The sequence below is a fragment of the Sulfuricella sp. genome, assembly GCF_035531155.1.
Taxonomy (GTDB): Bacteria; Pseudomonadota; Gammaproteobacteria; order Burkholderiales; family Sulfuricellaceae; genus Sulfuricella.
In genome coordinates this window covers 143,560-162,632 of sequence record NZ_DATKTK010000042.1, presented here as the reverse complement: position 1 = coordinate 162,632, position 19,073 = coordinate 143,560, and the positions used below count along the sequence as shown (strand labels likewise).

Here is a 19,073-nt window from a genome sequence, read left to right as displayed (position 1 = left end):
ATTGCCTTTTCCTTCATAGGCTTTGTATTCAGTCGTGGCGCAGCCGGCAAGAAGTGACGCCGCGAGAACCATAACTACCGCAATGGCTTTTTTCATTCCTGCTCCTTTTGTGGTGCGGACGCCCACCAAGACGCCCAACGTGGAGCTAAGGGGCTGCGCGCTTTTGCGCAGTCCCGCTTGAGCGCAGGGTTAGACATTTTTCGTGGACACCCAACCGCCGAACAAGAAGGTTTGGTAGAACCGAACAGGGGTGGAGAATCCTGCCTCACGTAGCAGCGCAACCAACTCACTCTCGGGGATAAAGGCTACGTCTCTCTCGACGTGCGCGCGGTCTTGGGCCAGTTCTTCGGCGGTAACACCGTGGGCGGCATAAGACAAAATCCAAGCGTTCAAAAGCTGCTCAAACTCTGACGAGCCTCTGTCACCGAAAAGATCAGCGAGGATAAACAGGCCTCCGGGTTTCAAGTTGGCGGCAATGGAGCGGAAATAGGCAAGCTTCTCATCTCGACCCTTGATGAAGTGGGATACGAAGACAGAGGACGCAGCATCAAACGGGGCGGGCGATAGATACTCTTGCAGCCGACCGTTAAAGAAGGCGACCCGGTTTGCCATTCCAGCTTCGGTTGCTCGGCGCTGACAAGCGCTGAGCATGTCGGGTGAAACATCGACAGCGACGAAACGCCAAGATGGAAAGCTCTTGCCAAGGGTGATTATTTCGGCTCCCGTACCTGCCCCTGCGGAAAGAAACGCCGATTGTTCTGGCAGGCTTTGGAGCCAAGGCACAATCATCTGGTGCAAGGCATCGTAGCTCGGACAGAACAGACGAATCCTGCGGTCGTACTTTGCCGCAAGGCTATCGTCGAAGTGCGATGACACATCAAATTGTTCGGTAGCTTGGGGCATAGTCATGTCTAACGTGGAATTAAGGGGCGCGCTTTAGCGCGTCCCGCTTGAATGATGGGTTGGGCATCGTTAAAACACCAATGCCACGGTTCATATTGGTAACCACAGTAATTGCCAACGGGATAAGAAAGATAGTAGCCAAATTCGGCAGCGCGCGCATTAAGCCAAGCAAACGCAGTCGTTTGGTCGAACTCGACTTCAAGCGCACGGCTACCGGGAGTTGTTAGGTCGATAGCACGCCCGGTATGGTGTTCGCTGAAGCCAGGTGGAGCGCATACGGTGAGAACTTCTTCAACAGCCGTTCCGGCTTCGATCTTTCGGCGAACAATCTCGGTTTGGCGGTCGATGCTACGGAAGGCCGAGACAATGAACAGCGAGACCCCATCATCGTGGGCTGCTGTCTTGAGATTGCGCCAAGCTTCCGCAGCGGCGGCTATAAGCAGATGATCTCTTCCGTCCGCTCCAACTTCTGCAACTTCAAGGCTGTTTGCCTCTTCACAGACGCGCAGACCACGAGCCGCTATCAATTCACTTGAAATTCCAAGTGCAGCGTTCAGAGAAACAAGGCGTGGATTCATGGCGATCAAGATGCCCAACGTAGAGTTAACCGGGAGCGCGGCTTTATCGCGCGATCCGGTTGAACGCCGGGTTGGGGGTTTTACTCAATGATGCCGACCGGCGTGAATTGAATTGGAGCGCCTTGAGGTGTTGGAAGCTTGATTACTTTGTTCTTTGCCTTGCATGACGGACAAACGTAATACATGTCTCCGGTTACTTCGTGGTGTTTGTAGTCTTTCGCGGGAACTTCGGACCCGCACTTTTGACACTTAAAGGATTGCGACATGACCATGACCTTTCAGGAAGCGATGGAAAAAATAAACAGGGGGATCATTTTGGCCTGTCCGGTATGCAAAGACGGCCTCGAAATTGACGAGGAAGGACAGCGGATGTATTGCCCGGAGCATGGGGATTTCGTAACCCCTATCGGAAACATTTCATCTTCTACCAAATACGCCACAGAATCAGAGTGAGCAAAATGATGATGATCCACCCCAACAACTTAAGGCTTGGAATGCCGTACCGGAGATGGACCTCTATCTCTTCGATAGCGGCAATGGCTATTGCCGGGTCCTTCTGGCTGATAGCCTGTTCATACTTGAGTTCATCTGGATCGTCTGTCATCTCATCCCCCAACGTAAAGTAGCCCCCAATAAAACACTAAATATTTTATCGGGTTGGTTTATAAACATGGCAATAACTCTAAACTTAATTTAAAATCAAGGCAACCCGATTATTATCAGTACATTAACCGGTTTTTAACACCCCACTATGCCGATCCCTGCAAACCCGCCGAAATTACTCGATCAAGTGCAAGCCGTGTTGCGCATGAAGCACTATAGCATCCGCACCGAGAGGGTTTATCTGGATTGGATTAAACGCTACATTTTATTCCACCACAAGACCCATCCGGCGCAGATGGGTGCGCCGGAGGTGGAGGCGTTTTTGTCACATCTGGCGGTGGCGGGCAAGGTGGCAGCTTCGACTCAAAATCAGGCGAAGAGCGCTCTGCTGTTTCTTTATCGCGAGGTGTTGGCGCTAGAGTTGCCGTGGCTGGACAATGTGACGCAGGCAAAAACTCCGCAACGCTTGCCGGTGGTGTTGACGGTGAGTGAGGTCAAGTCGGTGCTGAACCGTTTGGATGGGACGTTGTGGTTGATGGCGAGTTTGCTGTACGGAGGTGGCTTGCGGCTGATGGAGTGTGTGCGGCTGCGGGTGAAAGATGTGGATTTCGAGATGCGCCAGGTGACGGTGCGCGAGGGCAAAGGTTTCAAGGATCGCGTAACCATGCTGCCGGAAAGTTCGATTGCGCCATTGCAAGCGCATCTGGCGCGGGTTCGGGCGCTGCATGACGAGGATGTGGCGGAGGGCTATGGTGCGGTTTATCTGCCTTATGCGCTGGAGAAAAAATACCCCAATGCGGCGAAAGAATGGGGGTGGCAATATGTGTTTCCATCACGCAGTCTGTCGGTCGACCCGCGTTCCGGCGTGACACGACGCCATCATGTGGATGAGAAATCCCTGCAGCGCGCGGTTAAACGCGCGGCGCAGCAGGCCAGCATCGCCAAACCGGTTACGCCGCACACTTTTCGCCATTCATTTGCGACCCATTTATTGCAAAGCGGCTACGATATCCGCACCGTGCAGGAGTTGCTGGGGCATAAAGACGTGCAGACGACGATGATCTACACCCATGTTTTGAATCGCGGCGGCAAGGGCGTGCAAAGTCCGCTGGATATGCTGTGATTAGCAAATTAAGGCCATAGCGCCACACCCCATCAAAATAATGACCACAGAAGCACCCTTTCGGCACCCCTGCGGTCATGGTCATGCCACGCAGCAGAAAAGCTACTGCACGACCTCTTTCAACTGCTCCAGGATCGCCGGGTTTTCCAGCGTGGACACGTCCTGGGTAATTTCCTCGCCCTTCGCCAAGGCGCGCAGCAACCGCCGCATGATCTTGCCGGAGCGGGTCTTGGGCAGGTTGTCGCCGAAACGGATTTCGTCGGGCTTGGCGATCGGGCCGATCTCTTTGGCCACCCATTCGCGCAGGTCGGCGACGATCTTCTTCGCGGCTTCGCCTTCGGGGCGGTGGCCTTTCAGCACGACGTAGGCCACCACCGCTTCGCCCTTGATATCGTGCGGCTTGCCGACTACAGCCGCTTCGGCGACGAGAGGGTTGGCCACCAGGGCGGATTCGATTTCCATCGTGCCGAGGCGGTGGCCGGACACGTTGAGCACGTCGTCGATCCGGCCCATGATCCAGAAATAACCGTCCAGGTCGCAGTTGGCGCCGTCGCCGGCGAGGTAATACTTGCCTCCCAGGTCTTCCGGGTAGTAGCTCTTCTTGTAACGGTCAGGGTCGCCGTAGATGGTGCGGATCATCGAGGGCCAGGGGCGCTTGATGACGAGGAAGCCGCCCTTGCCCTTCTCCACGTCGTGACCGGCTTCGTCGACGATCGCGGCCATGATACCGGGCAGGGCCATGGTGCAGGAACCGGGCTTGAGGCCGTGCACGCCGGGCAGCGGGGTAATCATGTGGCCGCCGGTTTCGGTCTGCCACCAGGTATCGACGACCGGGCAGCGGGTCTGGCCGACGGTGTTGTAATACCACATCCACGCCTCAGGATTGATCGGCTCGCCCACGGTGCCGAGCAGGCGCAGGGAGGAGAGGTCGTACTGCTTGGGCAGATCGGCGCCGAGTTTGATCAGGGAACGAATCGCGGTCGGCGCGGTGTAGAAGGTGGTGACCTTGTGATCTTGGATCATCTTCCAGAAGCGGCCGGCATCCGGGTAGGTCGGCACGCCCTCGAACATCAGCTCGGTGGCGCCGATCGCCAGCGGGCCGTAGGTGACGTAGGTGTGGCCGGTGATCCAGCCGACGTCGGCGGTGCACCAGAACACGTCGCTGTCCTTGTAATCGAAAGTCCAGCGCATGGTGTTGATGGCGTGGAGCAGGAAGCCGGCGGAAGAATGCTGCACACCCTTGGGCTTGCCGGTGGAACCGGAAGTGTAAAGAATGAACAGCGGATGCTCGGCATTCACCCACTCCGGCTCGCAGGTGTCGGCCTGGCCCTTGACGGCATCGTGCCACCATACGTCGCGCTGTGCATCCCACGCCGTTTCGGCGGCGGTGCGCTGGTACACCACCACCTTCTTCACGCAGTCGCAGCCGCCCATGGCGAGCGCCTCGTCCACTGCGGGCTTGAGCGCCATCGCCTTGCCGCCGCGGAACTGGCCGTCGGCGGTGATGACCAGGTTGGCGGTGGCGTCGGTGATGCGCTCGTGCAGGCTCTTGGCGGAGAAGCCGCCGAACACCACCGAGTGAATCGCGCCGATGCGGGCGCAGGCCTGCATCGCCACCACCGCCTCGATGCTCATCGGCAGGTAGATGATGACGCGGTCGCCCTTCTTCGCGCCCAGTGCCTTGAGGCCGTTGGCGAACTGGCAGACGCGGTGGTAGAGATCCTTATAGGAGATCTTGGTGACCTTGCCGTCGTCCGCCTCGAAGATGATCGCGGTCTTGCCGGGCTGGGTGGCGAGATGCTTGTCCAGGCAGTTGTAGGAAACGTTCATTTCGCCGTCGTCGAACCATTTGTAGAACGGTGCGTTGCTCTCGTCCAGCACTTTGGTGAAGGATTTCTTCCACACCAGCAGTTCTTTTGCCAGCCCGGCCCAGAAACCTTCATAATCATTGTCAGCCTGTTCGCACAGTGCCCGATAGCCTTCCATCCCCTTGACGTTGGCTTGGGCCTTGAATGCCTCGGTCGGCTCGAACACCCTGGTTTCGGTCATGACTGATTCGATTGACGACATGTTTTCTCCTCGAAGTTTTTTGATACGATGCGGTTAGGTTATAGAACTGATGATATCGCTTTTACTGATTGATGCAAGCCAAACAAGATTGATTTTTATCAACGCAAAGCCCACAAATCCAAACTTATAGATAAGTTAACTTTTACATTTCATAATACCAAGATGGATATTTCCATGCAAAACCCGCCTGAACAACTTATCGCGACGGCGCTCGGCCTGAGCCGCTATGCCCGGCGCCTGACGGAAAGCGACCCGGCCACGCTCAACCGGCTGCGCGAGACCCTGTTCATTCCCTGGGATGCGGCGGCGATGCAGGCCGTTCTCGACGGCTGCGCGATCGACGATGAAACCGCTCTGAAGAAAGCCCTGCGCGTTTTGCGCAAGCAGGTGATGCTGCGTCTGATCGTGCGCGACCTCGCCGGACTGGCCGACCTGCGCGAAGTCATGCGCACCGCCACCCTGCTGGCCGAAGTCACCACTCGCTTCGCCCTCTCCCGGATCGACAGCTGGCTGCGCAGCCAATACGGACCTCCTATCGGGGAAGAAAGCGGCACAGAACAGGACTTGGTGGTGGTCGGCATGGGCAAGCTCGGCGGCGGCGAGCTCAACGTCTCATCGGACATCGACCTGATCTTCGCCTATCCTGAAGAAGGCGAAACCACCGGGCCGCGCAAAACCAGCAACCATGAATACTTCGCCCTGCTCGGCAAAAAGCTGATCAGCGCCCTCAACGAAAACACGGCGGACGGCTTCGTCTTCCGCGTCGACATGCGGCTTCGGCCCTATGGCGACTCCGGACCGCTGGTCGGCAGCTTTTCCATGCTGGAAAACTACTACCTCACCCAGGGCCGGGAATGGGAGCGCTACGCCTGGATCAAGGGGCGGCCTCTCACTGGCAGCCTGTACCAGGAACTGGCCGACATCCTGCGGCCATTCGTGTTCCGCAAATACCTCGATTTCGGCGCCTTTGCATCGATGCGCGGCCTGCACACCCAGATCCGCCAGGAAGTGAACCGGCGCGACATGCAGGATAATATCAAACTGGGGCCGGGCGGCATCCGCGAAATCGAGTTCATTGCCCAGGTGTTCCAGCTCATCCGCGGCGGCAAGGAAACCGACCTGCAGACCCGCTCCACCCTGATGGCGCTCGACCTGATCGAACAGCGCAAGCTGCTGCCGGCACAGACCGTGACCGAGCTGCGCAACGCCTACTTCTTCCTGCGCAACCTGGAGCACCGCCTGCAATACCTGGAGGACGCCCAGACGCAGACCCTGCCGGCCAACGACGCCGACCGGCAGATCATCGCCGCCGCGATGGGCTACGCCGATTGGCCCGAATTCCTGCACGCACTCGACTGCCACCGCAGCAAGGTGGAGCGCCATTTCGAGCAAGTCTTCGCTGCGCCTCAAAGCGCGCAGGACAGCCACCCTCTGGCGGCGCTGTGGCAGGGAGCGCCGGCCGAAGAGGAAGCCGTGTCGCTTCTCGCCGAACAGGGCTACCGCCATCCCGCCGAAGCCTGGCAGCGGCTCAAGCGCATCCGCGAGGGCAGCCGCTACAACCAGCTGCCGACCGAGAGCCGCGCCCGCTTCGACGCTCTCCTGCCGCCGCTGATCCAGGTGGCCTGCAACTTTTCCAACCCGGACGAAACCCTGGAGCGCATTCTCCATCTGGTGGAAAACATCAGCCGGCGCGGCACCTACCTCGCCCTGCTGCTGGAATATCCGCAGACCCTCAACCAGGTGGCCAAGCTGTGTAGCGCCAGCCCCTGGGTATCGGATTACCTCACCCAGCACCCGGTTTTGCTGGATGAACTGCTCGACACCCGCGAGCTTTACGCCAAGTACAACCGGGAGGAACTCCGGAACGAACTAAAAGGGCTGCTGCACGCGGCTGAAGGCGACACCGAGCGACAGATGGACAGCATGCGCCACTTCAAGCAGGCACAAACATTCCGCCTGGTCGCGCAGGATCTGGCCGGGGCGCTGCCGCTGGAAATCCTGTCCGACCAGCTCTCCGACCTGGCCGACCTGATCCTGGACGAAACCTTGCGCCTCGCCTGGGCCGGGCTACGCGTCAAACACCGCGAAACACCGCGCTTCGCCGTCATCGCCTACGGCAAGCTGGGCGGCAAGGAACTGGGCTACGCCTCCGACCTCGACATCATCTTTCTCTACGACGACGATTCTCCGGACGCCGCCGAGATCTATGCCAAACTGGCGCAGCGCATCAACAGCTGGATTTCCAGCATGACGCCGGCCGGCATCCTTTACGAAACCGACCTGAGGCTACGCCCCAACGGCGCCAGCGGCCTGCTGGTCAGCTCGATCGAAGCGTTCGAGAGCTACCAGAAGAAGCAGGCCTGGGTGTGGGAGCACCAGGCACTGACCCGCGCCCGCTTCTGCGCCGGCGACACCGGTGTCGGCGCGGCCTTCGAGCGCATCCGCATTGAGGTGCTGCGGCAGGAGCGAGACGACGCGACCCTGCGCGAAGAAGTGCTCAAGATGCGGCAAAAGATGCTGGATGCGCACCCCAACACTAGCGGCCTGTTCGACATCAAACATAATCGCGGCGGCATCATCGACGTCGAGTTTATCGTGCAGTATCTGGTGCTGAACTTTGCCCACCGCCATCCCGAACTGACGCGAAACGCCGGCAACCTCGCGCTACTCCGGATCGCCGGCGAGTTCAAGCTGATTCCCCCGGAACTGGCGGAGCAGGTGCGCGACACTTACCGCGAATACCGCCTGCTCCAACATCAGCTGCGGCTACAGGGCGGCACCCATGCCCGCATCGACCCGGCGCAGGTGGAAGAAAACGCGGAAGCCGTCAAGCGGCTGTGGCAGGCGGTGTTTGCTCCTTAAACTCGGCAAAATGCGCTACAATTGGCCGATTCCCGACAATTCTTTAAGATTTGGAGTAAATGAGCATGTCTATGTCCGACCGCGACGGCCTGATCTGGTACGACGGCAAGATGGTGAACTGGCGCGACGCCACCACCCACGTCCTCACCCACACCCTGCACTATGGCATGGGCGTATTCGAAGGCGTGCGCGCCTACAAGACCGATAAGGGCACGGCCATTTTCCGGCTCAAGGAGCATACCGACCGACTATTCGCCTCGGCACACATCTTCGGCATGAAAATGCCTTGGGACAAAGCCACACTGATGCAGGCCCAGCTAGATGTGGTGCGCGGCAACAAGCTCGAATCCGGCTACATCCGCCCGATCGTGTTTTACGGTTCGGAAGCCATGGGCATCTCAGCGACCACGCTCTCCACCCATATCGCCGTGGCCGCTTGGTCGTGGGGCACCTATCTCGGCGCGGAAGCGCTGGAGAAGGGCATCCGCGTAAAAATCTCGTCGTTCACCCGCCACCACGTCAACGTCAACATGTGCCGCGCCAAGTCGGTATCCGCCTACACCAACTCCATCCTCGCCCACCAGGAAGCGGCGCACGACGGCTACGACGAAGCCCTGCTGCTGGATGTGGACGGCTATGTGGCGGAAGGCTCCGGCGAAAACATCTTCATCGTCAAGAACGGCAAGCTGTACACGCCCGACCTGACCTCCTGCCTGGAAGGCATCACCCGCGCCTCGATCATCGAATTCGCCGGCGAACTGGGCATCCCGGTGATCGAAAAACGCATCACCCGCGACGAAATGTATTGTGCCGATGAAGCCTTCTTCACCGGCACCGCGGCTGAAGTCACGCCAATCCGCGAGCTGGACAATCGCACCATCGGCGAAGCCAGGCGTGGCCCGGTCACGACCCAATTGCAGACCATGTTTTTCGACTGCGTCACCGGCAAGGCAGCCAACCATCAGGATTGGCTGACCCTGATTTAAGGAGCGATCGATGCCACACGAATTCAAGGCACGTTATTACGAAGTGACAGCAGCCGATCTGCCGCTACACTGCCCAACACCGGCGATGTCGTTGTGGAACAGCCACCCGCGGGTGTTCCTGCCGATAGAAAAAACCGGCGAAGCGCTGTGTCCCTACTGCGGCACCCTGTACAAGTTGAAGGGCGAGCTGCCCAAGGGGCATCATTAACACCCTCTTCACCGCAGAGGCGCAGAGACGCAGAGACGCTGAGAAAATCTTGAAGCTTTTTTCGCTCTGCGTCTCTGCGCCTCTGCGGTTCATTCGTTAAGAAGATGCCGAAAATTCTCATCATCGCCCCCTCCTGGGTCGGCGACGCCGTAATGGCACAGCCCCTGTTACGACATCTGCGGGAACGCTATCCCAGTGCCGTGATCGACGTCTTCGCACCGGCATGGGTAGCGCCGGTGCTGGAGCGCATGCCGGAAATCCGGCGCGTCGTCATCAATCCGCTGGCCCATGGCGAGCTCAGCCTCAAGCTGCGCTGGAAACTGGGGCGCGCGCTGCGGCAGGATCACTATGATCACGCCATCATCCTGCCCAATTCGCTTAAATCGGCACTGATTCCTTTCTTTGCGGGCATTTCGCTGCGCACCGGCTTCAAGGGCGAAATGCGCTTTGGCCTGGTCAACGACATGCGCCGCTTGGACAAACAGGCACTCCCCCTGATGGTGGAGCGCTTCGCCGCCCTGGCCGAATATCCCGGCACCCCGCTGCGCCGCCCGGTGGAGAACCCGCGCCTGACGGCGGACAAAGCACGCATCCAGGTCACCCTCAACAAACTCGGCCTCGCTCCGAAAAAACCAGTTATCGCATTCTGCGTCGGCGCCGAATACGGCCCGGCCAAGCGCTGGCCGGCGTCGCATTTCTCCGAGCTGGCGCGGATGCTGGCGGATGCGGGCCATGAAATCTGGCTGCTGGGCTCCCACAAGGACACGGAAATCGGCGCAGAAATCGAGAGATCGAGCAATGGGGCGGCCCGCAACCTGTGCGGCCAAACCGACCTGGCCCAGGCCATCGATCTGCTTGCCGCCGCGAACCTCGCCGTGGTCAACGATTCCGGCCTGATGCACATTGCCGCCGCGCTCGACAAGCCGGTGATCGCACTGTTCGGCTCGTCCAGCCCCGGCTTCACCCCGCCACTGTCGGACCAGGCCCGGATCGTCAGCCTAAACCTGCCCTGCAGCCCCTGCTTCAAGCGGGTCTGCCCGCTCGGTCACTTCGACTGCATGATGAAGCTCACACCGCAGCGGGTGTTCGAGGAAATCGTAGCAGCCTTGCCGGGATGAATTTATCCAAAAACGGCAATTCACCACGAATGACACGAATAAACACGAATTGTCACGAATAAAATCAACGCGACCACCCTAGTTCTATTCGTGTTTATTCGTGAACATTCGTGTAAATTCGTGGTTAAAAGCTTTTTTCAGATTTATTATAAGGTCTTGGAGAAACGCGGTTTTTCAGCCGATTGCTGCTTGAGATAGGCGTCGAACGGCATCGCGATGTTGCGCAGGAAGAAGCGGCCGGGTTGGGTCACCGTGACCTTTTCCGGCGACAGGGCAACCAGTCCGTCCGCTTCCATCTCCTTCAGCTCCGCCAGGGCATCGGCGAAATAGCTGTCGAAATCGATCCCCCAGGCACGCCCGAACAATGCCTTGTCGAGCTCCAGATCGCACATGATGCGGGTGATGGCATCGCGCCGCAGCTTGTCCTCATTCGTGACGCGCAGGCCGCGCTCCGTCGGCAGCCGGCCCTCACCGACCAGCCGGTAGTAGTCGGACAGCTTTTTCACGTTCTGCACGAACACATCCTCGGTCTGACTGATGGAGGAAGCGCCGAAGGCATAGATATCGCAGTTCTTGTGGGTGGTGTAGCCCTGGAAGTTGCGGTACAGGGTCTTGCTTTGCTGCGCCTGGACGATTTCGTCGTCGGGCTTGGCGAAATGATCCATGCCGATGTAGACGTAGCCTGCCGCGCCGAGCTTGTCCAATATCAGCTGCTGCAGCGCGAGGCGGACCTGCAGGCTGGGCAGATCGGATTCGACAATCAGCTTCTGATGCTTCTTCATCCATGGCACATGGGCGTAATTGAATACCGCCAGCCGGTCCGGCCCCATGTCGATAATCTTGTCCAGCGTTTCGCGATAGGTTTCCACCGTCTGGTGCGGCAGGCCCACCATCAGGTCCATGTTGACGCTGTCGAAACCTTCCTCGCGCATCCAGCCGTACACTTCACGGATCAGGCTTTCCGGCTGCACCCGGTTGACCGCCCGCTGCACGGTGTCGTCGAGGTCCTGCACGCCCAGGCTGATGCGGTTGAATCCCGATTCTTTCAGCGCCTTCACATGCTCGCGGCTAAGCTCGCGCGGATCCACCTCGCAGCCGGTCTCGGCATCGGCGGCGATGGTGAAGCGGCTGGCGATATGGGCAAACAGGCGGCGGATGTCGTCAGGATGCAGATAGGTCGGCGTGCCGCCGCCCCAGTGCAGTTGGCGCGCCACCCGGCCGGGATTGGTCAGCGCCGCGACCCGGTCGATTTCCTGGAACAGGTAGTCCAGGTATTCGGTAGCGCGGCCATATTTCTTCGTCGCCACCATGTTGCAGCCGCAGTAGTAGCACAGCGTGTCGCAGAACGGGATGTGCACGTACAGCGAAAGGTCGCGCCCCTTGTCCTGGGTCTGCTTGATTTCTTCCAGCCATTCCTTCTCGCCGAAAGCCTCGGTGAAATAGGGTGCGGTCGGATAAGAAGTGTAACGTGGTCCGGCCTTGCTGTATTTTTCCAGTAGAGATGCGGCGAGTTGCATGGTTACGTACTTTTCAGAATAGGTGAGGCGACGATTATACTCCGGCTTGAAAGCGGGTGGAAAAAACGACCGAAAACCGCGATAATCAAGGCAAAACCACACACACTAAAGGGCATCATCTTGACCGGTCTACCCAAGGAAATCTTCAAAGCCTATGACATCCGCGGCATCGTCGATAAAACGCTGACCTCCGAAATCGTCGAGGCCATCGGCCACGCCATCGGCTCCGAAGCCGTCGCGCGCAAGCAGACCGCCATCGCCATCGGCCGCGACGGACGCCTGTCCGGGCCGGATTTGGCCGCAGCGCTGGCGCGCGGCATCCAGAAAGCCGGCATCGACGTGATCGACCTCGGCATGGTCGCCACCCCGATGACCTACTTCGCCGCCTACCAGCTCAAGACCGACTCCGCGGTGATGGTCACCGGCAGCCACAACCCGCCCGACTACAACGGCCTGAAAATGGTGCTGGGCGGCGACACCCTGTCCGGCGACGCGATCCAGGCGCTGCGGATTCGGCTGGAACAGGGCGACCTGGTCAACGGCAGCGGCAGCTACAGCAGCCACGACATCGCCGACGAATATCTCAACCGCATTACCTCCGACGTCAAGCTGGCGCGTAAGATGAAGATCATCGTCGACTGCGGCAACGGCGTGCCCGGTGCATTCGCGCCCAAGCTCTACCGCGACATGGGCTGCGAAGTTGAAGAAATGTTCTGCGAAGTGGACGGCACCTTCCCCAACCACCACCCCGACCCCTCGGTCCCCGAGAACCTGCGCGACCTGATCGCCCGCCTCAAGACCAGCGATGCCGAAATCGGCTTCGCCTTCGACGGCGACGGCGACCGCCTGGGCGTGGTCACCAAGGACGGCCGGATCATCTTCCCCGACCGCCAGCTGATGCTGTTCGCGCAGGACGTGCTCGCGCGCAACCCCGGCGCGGAAATCATCTTCGACGTCAAATCCACCCGCAACCTGTTCTCCTGGATCCGCGAGCACGGCGGCAAACCGCTGCTGTGGAAGACCGGCCACTCCTTCATCAAAGCCAAGATGAAGGAAACCGGCGCCCTGCTGGCCGGAGAGATGAGCGGTCACATCTTCTTCAAGGAGCGCTGGTACGGCTTCGACGACGGTCTCTATGCCGGCGCGCGGATGCTCGAATTCCTCAGCAAACAGGCTGACATCAACGCCACCCTGCACGGCCTGCCGGACACCGTGAACACCCCGGAACTTCAGATCAAAATGGAAGAAGGCGCGCACTACGCCCTGATCGACAAGCTGCAAAAAGAAGCCAAATTCCCGGATGCAACGGAAGTCATCACCCTCGACGGCCTGCGCGTCGAATATGCCGACGGCTTCGGTTTGATGCGGCCGTCCAACACCACGCCGGTGATCGTGCTGCGTTTCGAGGCGGATAACCAGGCGGCACTGAAGCGGATTCAGGAGGAATTTCGGACTGTGCTGCTAGCGGCGGCACCGAATGCGCAGTTGCCTTTCTGAAGCCCATGGACCCGAATATTTCGCATCTACTAATAGCAAAATCTTGTCAGACAGAACGCGCACAGCGTAACATTACGCCCAACCCTTACCCCATTTTCTTGCTCTTATATAAGAGATATAACATAGAACTATTTGCATCGTAAAAACCACAAGGTTATTTTGTCGAGGTCGCACATTATGTCTGTCGTCTTGTCTCGCCGCCGCTTCATCACCATCGCCGCCGCTGCTGTCGGCCTGCCGCTGCTGCTGAAGGCAGGGATTTCCCAGGCCAGGCCGGTGCGCTGGGAGGGCACCGCGCTGGGAGCGCCGGCTTCCATCCAGCTTTACCACACCGACGAGGCACGGGCGCACGCAGCCATCGCTGCCGGGCTGGACGAATTGAAGCGGCTTGAGGCGGTTTTCAGCGTCTACCGCGCCGACAGTGCCATCTCTGCGCTCAACCGCGACGGCGTGCTGGAGAATGCGCCGGCCGACTTCATCGCCCTGCTGACGCACGCCCTGTCGCTAGCCAAGATCAGCGACGGCGCCTACGACCCCACCGTGCAGCCGCTGTGGCAAACCTATTTCCGCCATTTCACCGGCTCAAACCCCGACCCCGCCGGGCCGGCTCAGCGCGACCTTGCCGCTGCCCTCTCCCTGGTGGACTGGCGCGCCGTCGAGGTGGACGCGGATCGCCGGCGTATCGCCTTCGCGCACCCCGGCATGGGCCTGACGCTCAACAGCGGCGCCCAGGGCTATATCACCGACCGGGTCGCCGACGTGCTGCGCGCCCACGGCTTCGAGCGCATGCTGGTGGACATGGGCGAGCCGCGCGCCTTATCGACCAAGCCTGACGGCTCGGCCTGGCGCATCGGCATCGCCAATCCCGCCGACCCGAGCAGCACGGTGGCCACGCTGGAAGTGGTGGACCAGTGCGTATCCACCTCGGGAGGCTATGGCACCCTGTTCGACCCCGCCGGCGCCTTCACCCACCTGATCGACACCCGCACCGGCCGCACCGCACCCGCGCTGATAGGGGTCTCGGTAGTGGCAAAGACCGGCACCGTCGCCGACGGCCTTTCCACCGCCATGCTGATGGCACCGGCCGAGCGCCGACTAGCCATACTCCGGGCCGCAGGTGGCACCAAGGCCCTCTACGTCACGCCCGAGGGCGTGGTGTCCACAGTGGAAGCCTAACATTGGGCGTGATTGAAGAAAATTCGCCGGATTTTAGCGCTCCCGCCATGGTCGAGGGCATCGCCCACGTTGTCGCGGTGGAAGGCACCATGGCCTGGCTGGAACCCGAGCAGACCACCAGCTGCGGCAGTTGCGCCTCGTCGTCGGCCTGCGGTGCCAAGGGCATCGGCACCACGGCCAGCCGGCTCGAAGCGCGCCGCTTTTCTCTCGAAAACCAGGCCGGACTCGCCGTCGGCGAACGCGTGGTGGTAGGCATCCGCGAGAACGCGCTGGTCAAGGCCTCGCTCACCGCCTATGCCATTCCGCTGGCCACCGCGCTGATTGCCGGCACATTGGCACAGTGGGCCGAAGGCCGCGACGGCATCACCATGGCCGCCATGGCCGGCGGCCTGCTGCTTGGCCTGGGGCTGGCACGGCTGGGCGCCAGCCGCCTGTCCACACGGGGCGAGCTCGCACCCCGTTTTCTGCGCCGCGCCGATGCGGCCATCGTTTGCCACCCTGTCACATTGATTAAGCCCGAGGCCGGAAAATGAAGGAATACATTTTATTGATGGTCAGCGCGGCGCTGGTCAACAACGTCATATTGGCCCGCTTCCTCGGCCTGTGCTCGTTCATGGGCGTCACCACCCGCGTCGACACCGCCGTCGGCATGGGGCTGGCGACCACCTTCGTCATCACCGTTTCGTCGATGGCGGACTGGGCGGTCGAGGCCTATCTGCTACAACCCTTCGGCCTGGGTTATTTGCGCACGGTGACCTTCATCCTGGTGATCGCCGCCGCCGTGCAGTTCACCGAGCTGACGGTGAAGAAGGTGTCGCCGCCGCTGTTCCAGATGCTGGGCATCTACCTGCCGCTGATCACCACCAACTGCGCCGTGCTGGGCGTCGCGCTGCTGCTGGTGGAAGGCAGGATGAGCTTCATCGGCGCCACGCTGTTCGCTTTCGCTTCATCGATCGGCTACAGCCTGGTGATGGTGATTTTCGCCGGGCTGCGCGAACGGCTGGCGCTGGCCGAAGTACCGCGCCTGTTCGCCGGCCCGCCGATCGGCTTTATCGTCGCCGGCCTATTAGCGCTGGCGTTCATGGGTTTTTCCGGCATGAGTACGAATTGAGGATCTGACTATGTTGATCGCGGTTGGCAGTCTCACCATAATGGGCGTCGTCCTGGGCGGCGTACTCGGCGCGGCGGCTCGTTTCCTCGCGGTGGAGGAAAACCCGCTGGAGGAGGAATTGAAAGCCATGCTGCCGGGTTCGCAATGCGGCCAGTGCGGCTATGTCGGCTGCGGCCAAGCAGCCGCGGCCTTGGCGCGGGGCGAGGCGCCGGTAACCCTGTGCCCGCCCGGCGGCCGAGCGGTAGCCGAAGCGCTGGCGAAAAGGCTGGGCTTCACCGCCGACCTGTCCGAGCACGAGGAAAAAGGGCCGGAATACGCCGTCATCATCGAGGAACTCTGCATCGGCTGCACGCGCTGCATCAAGGAATGCTCGGTGGACGCCATCATGGGCGCCAACAAGCTGATGCATTCGGTGATCGCCGATGTCTGCCACGGCTGCGCCAAATGCGTCAAGGTATGCCCCACCGACGCGATCGAAATGCGCCCGATCCCGGTGACGCTAGGCAGCTGGCACTGGCCCAAGCCTGAAGCCCAGCATGCCGTGCATTAAACATTAAAAACTCAACTGAACCGCAGAGACGCAGAGGCGCCGAGGAAAAACAATGAGTTATAGCATTGCACGACCTCACCCATTTGGAGAGGCAGAAAATTGTTGTTACCCATTCCTTTCTCTGCGTCTCCGCGCCTCTGCGGTTAAGCAATTGCCGTTAGGTTAAAGGAGCAGATTGAAGATGAAGCTTTTCCCCATCCGCGGCGGCATCCATCCCGACTACCGCAAGGAACTGAGCAGTGAGAAGGCCATCGTCGCCCTGCCCCTGCCGGCCGAACTCTACATTCCCCTGCAGCAGCACATTGGCGCGCCGGCCGAAGTGCTGGTGAACGAGGGCGACTTGGTCAAAAAAGGGCAGATGATCGCACGTAGCAGCGGCGCGGTGTCGGCTCCCCAGCACGCGCCTACCTCGGGCCGCATCCAGGCCATCACCGCAATCTCCGCGCCCCACCCCTCCGGGCTGGCGCAGACCACCATCATCCTCGAACCCGACGGCAAGGACGAATGGGCCGAACTCCCCGAACCCATCGCCGACCCCTTTGCCGCGGACACCTACACCATCAACGAGCGCGTCGCCGCTTCGGGCATCGTCGGCATGGGCGGCGCAGCCTTCCCCTCGGCAATCAAACTGAGCCTCGGCACCCAGAAGAAGCTGGAAATCCTGCTGCTCAACGGCGCCGAATGCGAACCCTACCTGACCTGCGACGACCGGGTAATGCGCGAGCACGCCGACGAGATCATCGACGGCGCGCGCATCATGGCCCATGCGCTGGGCGTGCCCAGGGTGGTAATCGCCATCGAACAGAACAAGCCCCAGGCGATCGAGGCCATGACCCGGATCGCCGCAGCCTTTTCTGATATTCAGGTCGCGGGCGTGCCGGTACAGTATCCGATGGGCTCCGAGCGCCATCTGGTGCAGGCCATCACCGGGCGCGAAACGCCGGCGAAGAAGCTCACCGCCGACATCGGCGTGGTGGTGCACAACGTCGCCACCGCCCGCGCCGTGCACCATGCCGTGCGCTTCGGCCGCCCGCTCCTCTCCCGCGTGGTGACGGTGAGTGGCGGCGCGGTGCGCGAACCGAACAATATCGAGGCGCCGATCGGCACCCGGGTAGCTGACCTGATCGCCTTCTGCGGCGGCTTCGCTAGCGAACCTGCGACCCTGGTCAACGGCGGGCCGATGATGGGCCAGCCCCTGCCCGGCCTGGACGTGCCGGTGGTCAAGGGCATGTCGGGCATCCTGGCGCTCACCGCCGGAGAGATCAACCAGCAGCCGGCCAGCGCCTGCATCCGCTGCGGCAGCTGCGTGACGATCTGCCCGTGCGGCCTGGTGCCGGTGGAAATGGCCGCCTTCATCCGCAAGGACAATTTCGAGGTCGCCGCAAGGCTGGGCGTGATGGACTGCGTCTCGTGCGGCAGCTGCTCGTGGATCTGCCCGTCGCACATTCCGCTGGTGCACTATTTCAACTACGCCAAGGGCATGATCAACGCCCAGGAGCGCGAACGGCGCAAGAACGACCAGACCCGGATTCTGGCTGAGGCGCACACCCTGCGCGTGGAAAAAGCTGCCGCGGACAAAGCCGCCGCTCTGGCCGCCAAGAAAGCCCAGGCAGCCGCGGCAGCCGCCGCCAAAGAAGCTGCCAAAGAAAAGGACGAGACCCCCGCATGACCCTCCTAGCCATCAACCAGAGCGGGCCGTTTACCCACCAGGTCAGCAGCGTTCAAAAAACCATGTTCACGGTGCTGCTGGCGCTCATGCCGGCCACCGCCTACAACCTTTACCTGTTCGGCTGGCCGGCGATCCTGCTGTTCACCGTCACCGTCGGCTCCTGCGTGGCGGCCGAGGCCATCTGCCTGGCGCTGGCCGGCCAGCCGATGAAAGCGGCGCTTTCCGACTACTCGGCCGCGCTCACCGGCTGGCTGCTGGCGATGAGCCTGCCGCCCTGGGCGCCGTGGTGGACTGGCGTGCTCGGCGCGGTATTCGCCATCGGCCTCGCCAAGCACACCTTCGGCGGCATCGGCCAGAATATGTTCAACCCCGCCATGGTGGCGCGCGTCGCCCTGCTGGTGTCGTTCCCGCTGGTGATGACCGCCTGGGTGATGCCGCACCCGCTGTTCTCGGCCCATGCACCCGGCCTGGCCGACGCCATCGCCATCACCTTCGGCGGCCAGCTGCCTGATTCTGTGAGCGCGGCCTCCGCGCTGGGCTACGTCAAGACCGAGCTGTCGCGCGGCATCCCGGTCATGCAGTCGATGGCGCACGTGCCCGACCTGATGGACCTGGCGCTAGGCACGCGCGCCGGCAGCATGGGCGAGACCTCGGCGGTGCTGATCCTGGCCGGCGGCCTGTTCCTGATGGCGCGGCGCATCATCTCCTGGCACATTCCGCTCGGCGTGATGGGCGCGCTGTTCCTGATGGGCACGCTGTTCCACGCCATCGATCCGGCACGCTATACCGATGGCCTGTTCCACTTGATGTCGGGCGCCACTTTCCTCGGCGCCTTCTTCATCTGCACCGATTACGTCACTTCGCCGGTCTCCAGGAAGGGCCAGCTGGTGTTCGGCATCGGCTGCGGCCTGCTCACCTGGACCATCCGCACCTACGCCGGCTATCCCGAGGGCATGGCCTTCGCCGTGCTGCTGATGAATTCGCTCACCCCGATCATCGACCAATACACCCGTCCGCGCGCCTTCGGCCGCACCCTCAAGGGCGAACCGCTGCCGCTGGCGCAGGAGAAGACATGAGCAGGAAGCAGGTTCACGGCGCAGCC

The 19,073-nt window shown here is 61.0% G+C and carries 17 protein-coding genes; 13 read left to right on the top strand and 4 right to left on the bottom strand.

Annotated features, from left to right (window positions below; translation table 11 throughout):
- Nucleotides 1-189 precede the first annotated feature (189 nt).
- Both VMV64_RS08955 and VMV64_RS08950 read right to left on the bottom strand, forming a co-directional pair.
- Nucleotides 190-909, bottom strand: a complete 720-nt coding sequence (locus VMV64_RS08955; RefSeq protein WP_325329616.1) for a class I SAM-dependent methyltransferase — start codon at nt 907-909, stop codon at nt 190-192.
- A 2-nt stretch (nt 910-911) separates the two neighbouring features.
- Nucleotides 912-1,499 carry a M15 family metallopeptidase gene (locus tag VMV64_RS08950; RefSeq protein WP_325329615.1) on the bottom strand — a complete coding sequence of 196 codons (588 nt, stop codon included), beginning with the start codon at nt 1,497-1,499 and terminating at the stop codon, nt 912-914.
- A gap of 246 nt (nt 1,500-1,745) precedes the next feature.
- Between VMV64_RS08950 and VMV64_RS08945 the strand changes: the two genes are divergently transcribed.
- Entirely contained in the window at nt 1,746-1,934 is a 189-nt protein-coding gene (locus VMV64_RS08945; protein ID WP_325329614.1) for a Trm112 family protein, read from the top strand.
- Between the two features lie 298 nt (nt 1,935-2,232).
- Nucleotides 2,233-3,207 (top strand): integron integrase, encoded by a 975-nt coding sequence (locus tag VMV64_RS08940; RefSeq protein WP_325329613.1) that lies wholly within the window; start codon nt 2,233-2,235, stop codon nt 3,205-3,207.
- Nucleotides 3,208-3,309: 102 nt separating this feature from the next.
- Here VMV64_RS08940 and acs read toward each other — a convergent pair whose 3' ends face one another.
- Nucleotides 3,310-5,277, bottom strand: a complete 1,968-nt coding sequence (acs, locus tag VMV64_RS08935) for an acetate--CoA ligase (RefSeq protein WP_325329612.1) — start codon at nt 5,275-5,277, stop codon at nt 3,310-3,312.
- A gap of 162 nt (nt 5,278-5,439) precedes the next feature.
- On the opposite strand from acs, the gene glnE reads away from it, so the two are divergent.
- The 4 genes from glnE (at nt 5,440) to waaF (ending at nt 10,451) form a co-directional block, all read left to right on the top strand.
- On the top strand, nt 5,440-8,139 hold the full coding sequence (glnE, locus tag VMV64_RS08930; protein ID WP_325329611.1) for a bifunctional [glutamate--ammonia ligase]-adenylyl-L-tyrosine phosphorylase/[glutamate--ammonia-ligase] adenylyltransferase: 2,700 nt from the start codon (nt 5,440-5,442) through the stop codon (nt 8,137-8,139).
- Between the two features lie 65 nt (nt 8,140-8,204).
- On the top strand, nt 8,205-9,125 hold the full coding sequence (locus VMV64_RS08925) for a branched-chain amino acid transaminase (RefSeq protein WP_325329610.1): 921 nt from the start codon (nt 8,205-8,207) through the stop codon (nt 9,123-9,125).
- Between the two features lie 10 nt (nt 9,126-9,135).
- Nucleotides 9,136-9,333, top strand: a complete 198-nt coding sequence (locus VMV64_RS08920; protein WP_325329609.1) for a zinc-finger domain-containing protein — start codon at nt 9,136-9,138, stop codon at nt 9,331-9,333.
- A 104-nt stretch (nt 9,334-9,437) separates the two neighbouring features.
- Nucleotides 9,438-10,451, top strand: coding sequence for a lipopolysaccharide heptosyltransferase II (waaF, locus tag VMV64_RS08915; protein WP_325329608.1), 1,014 nt, complete (start codon nt 9,438-9,440; stop codon nt 10,449-10,451).
- A gap of 146 nt (nt 10,452-10,597) precedes the next feature.
- Here the strand turns inward: waaF and hemN are convergent, their stop codons facing one another.
- A complete protein-coding gene (hemN, locus tag VMV64_RS08910; RefSeq protein ID WP_325329607.1) occupies nt 10,598-11,968 on the bottom strand; it encodes an oxygen-independent coproporphyrinogen III oxidase in 1,371 nt (456 codons plus the stop codon).
- A gap of 120 nt (nt 11,969-12,088) precedes the next feature.
- Between hemN and VMV64_RS08905 the strand changes: the two genes are divergently transcribed.
- The 7 genes from VMV64_RS08905 to VMV64_RS08875 all read left to right on the top strand — a co-directional run bounded on the left by VMV64_RS08905 (nt 12,089) and on the right by VMV64_RS08875 (nt 19,047).
- Entirely contained in the window at nt 12,089-13,465 is a 1,377-nt protein-coding gene (locus tag VMV64_RS08905) for a phosphomannomutase/phosphoglucomutase (RefSeq protein ID WP_325329606.1), read from the top strand.
- 177 nt (nt 13,466-13,642) lie between these two features.
- On the top strand, nt 13,643-14,641 hold the full coding sequence (locus VMV64_RS08900) for an FAD:protein FMN transferase (RefSeq protein WP_325329605.1): 999 nt from the start codon (nt 13,643-13,645) through the stop codon (nt 14,639-14,641).
- Nucleotides 14,642-14,649: 8 nt separating this feature from the next.
- A complete protein-coding gene (locus VMV64_RS08895) occupies nt 14,650-15,174 on the top strand; it encodes a SoxR reducing system RseC family protein (protein WP_325329604.1) in 525 nt (174 codons plus the stop codon).
- Nucleotides 15,171-15,752: an electron transport complex subunit RsxA gene (gene rsxA, locus VMV64_RS08890; RefSeq protein WP_325329603.1), complete on the top strand. Its 582-nt coding sequence runs from the start codon at nt 15,171-15,173 to the stop codon at nt 15,750-15,752. Before VMV64_RS08895 ends, rsxA begins: the two co-directional genes overlap by 4 nt.
- 10 nt (nt 15,753-15,762) lie before the next feature.
- Nucleotides 15,763-16,302 carry an RnfABCDGE type electron transport complex subunit B gene (locus tag VMV64_RS08885; RefSeq protein WP_325329602.1) on the top strand — a complete coding sequence of 180 codons (540 nt, stop codon included), beginning with the start codon at nt 15,763-15,765 and terminating at the stop codon, nt 16,300-16,302.
- Between the two features lie 181 nt (nt 16,303-16,483).
- Nucleotides 16,484-17,971: an electron transport complex subunit RsxC gene (rsxC, locus tag VMV64_RS08880; protein WP_325329601.1), complete on the top strand. Its 1,488-nt coding sequence runs from the start codon at nt 16,484-16,486 to the stop codon at nt 17,969-17,971.
- Nucleotides 17,968-19,047 (top strand): RnfABCDGE type electron transport complex subunit D, encoded by a 1,080-nt coding sequence (locus tag VMV64_RS08875; RefSeq protein WP_325329600.1) that lies wholly within the window; start codon nt 17,968-17,970, stop codon nt 19,045-19,047. Before rsxC ends, VMV64_RS08875 begins: the two co-directional genes overlap by 4 nt.
- The last annotated feature ends 26 nt before the right edge of the window (nt 19,048-19,073 follow it).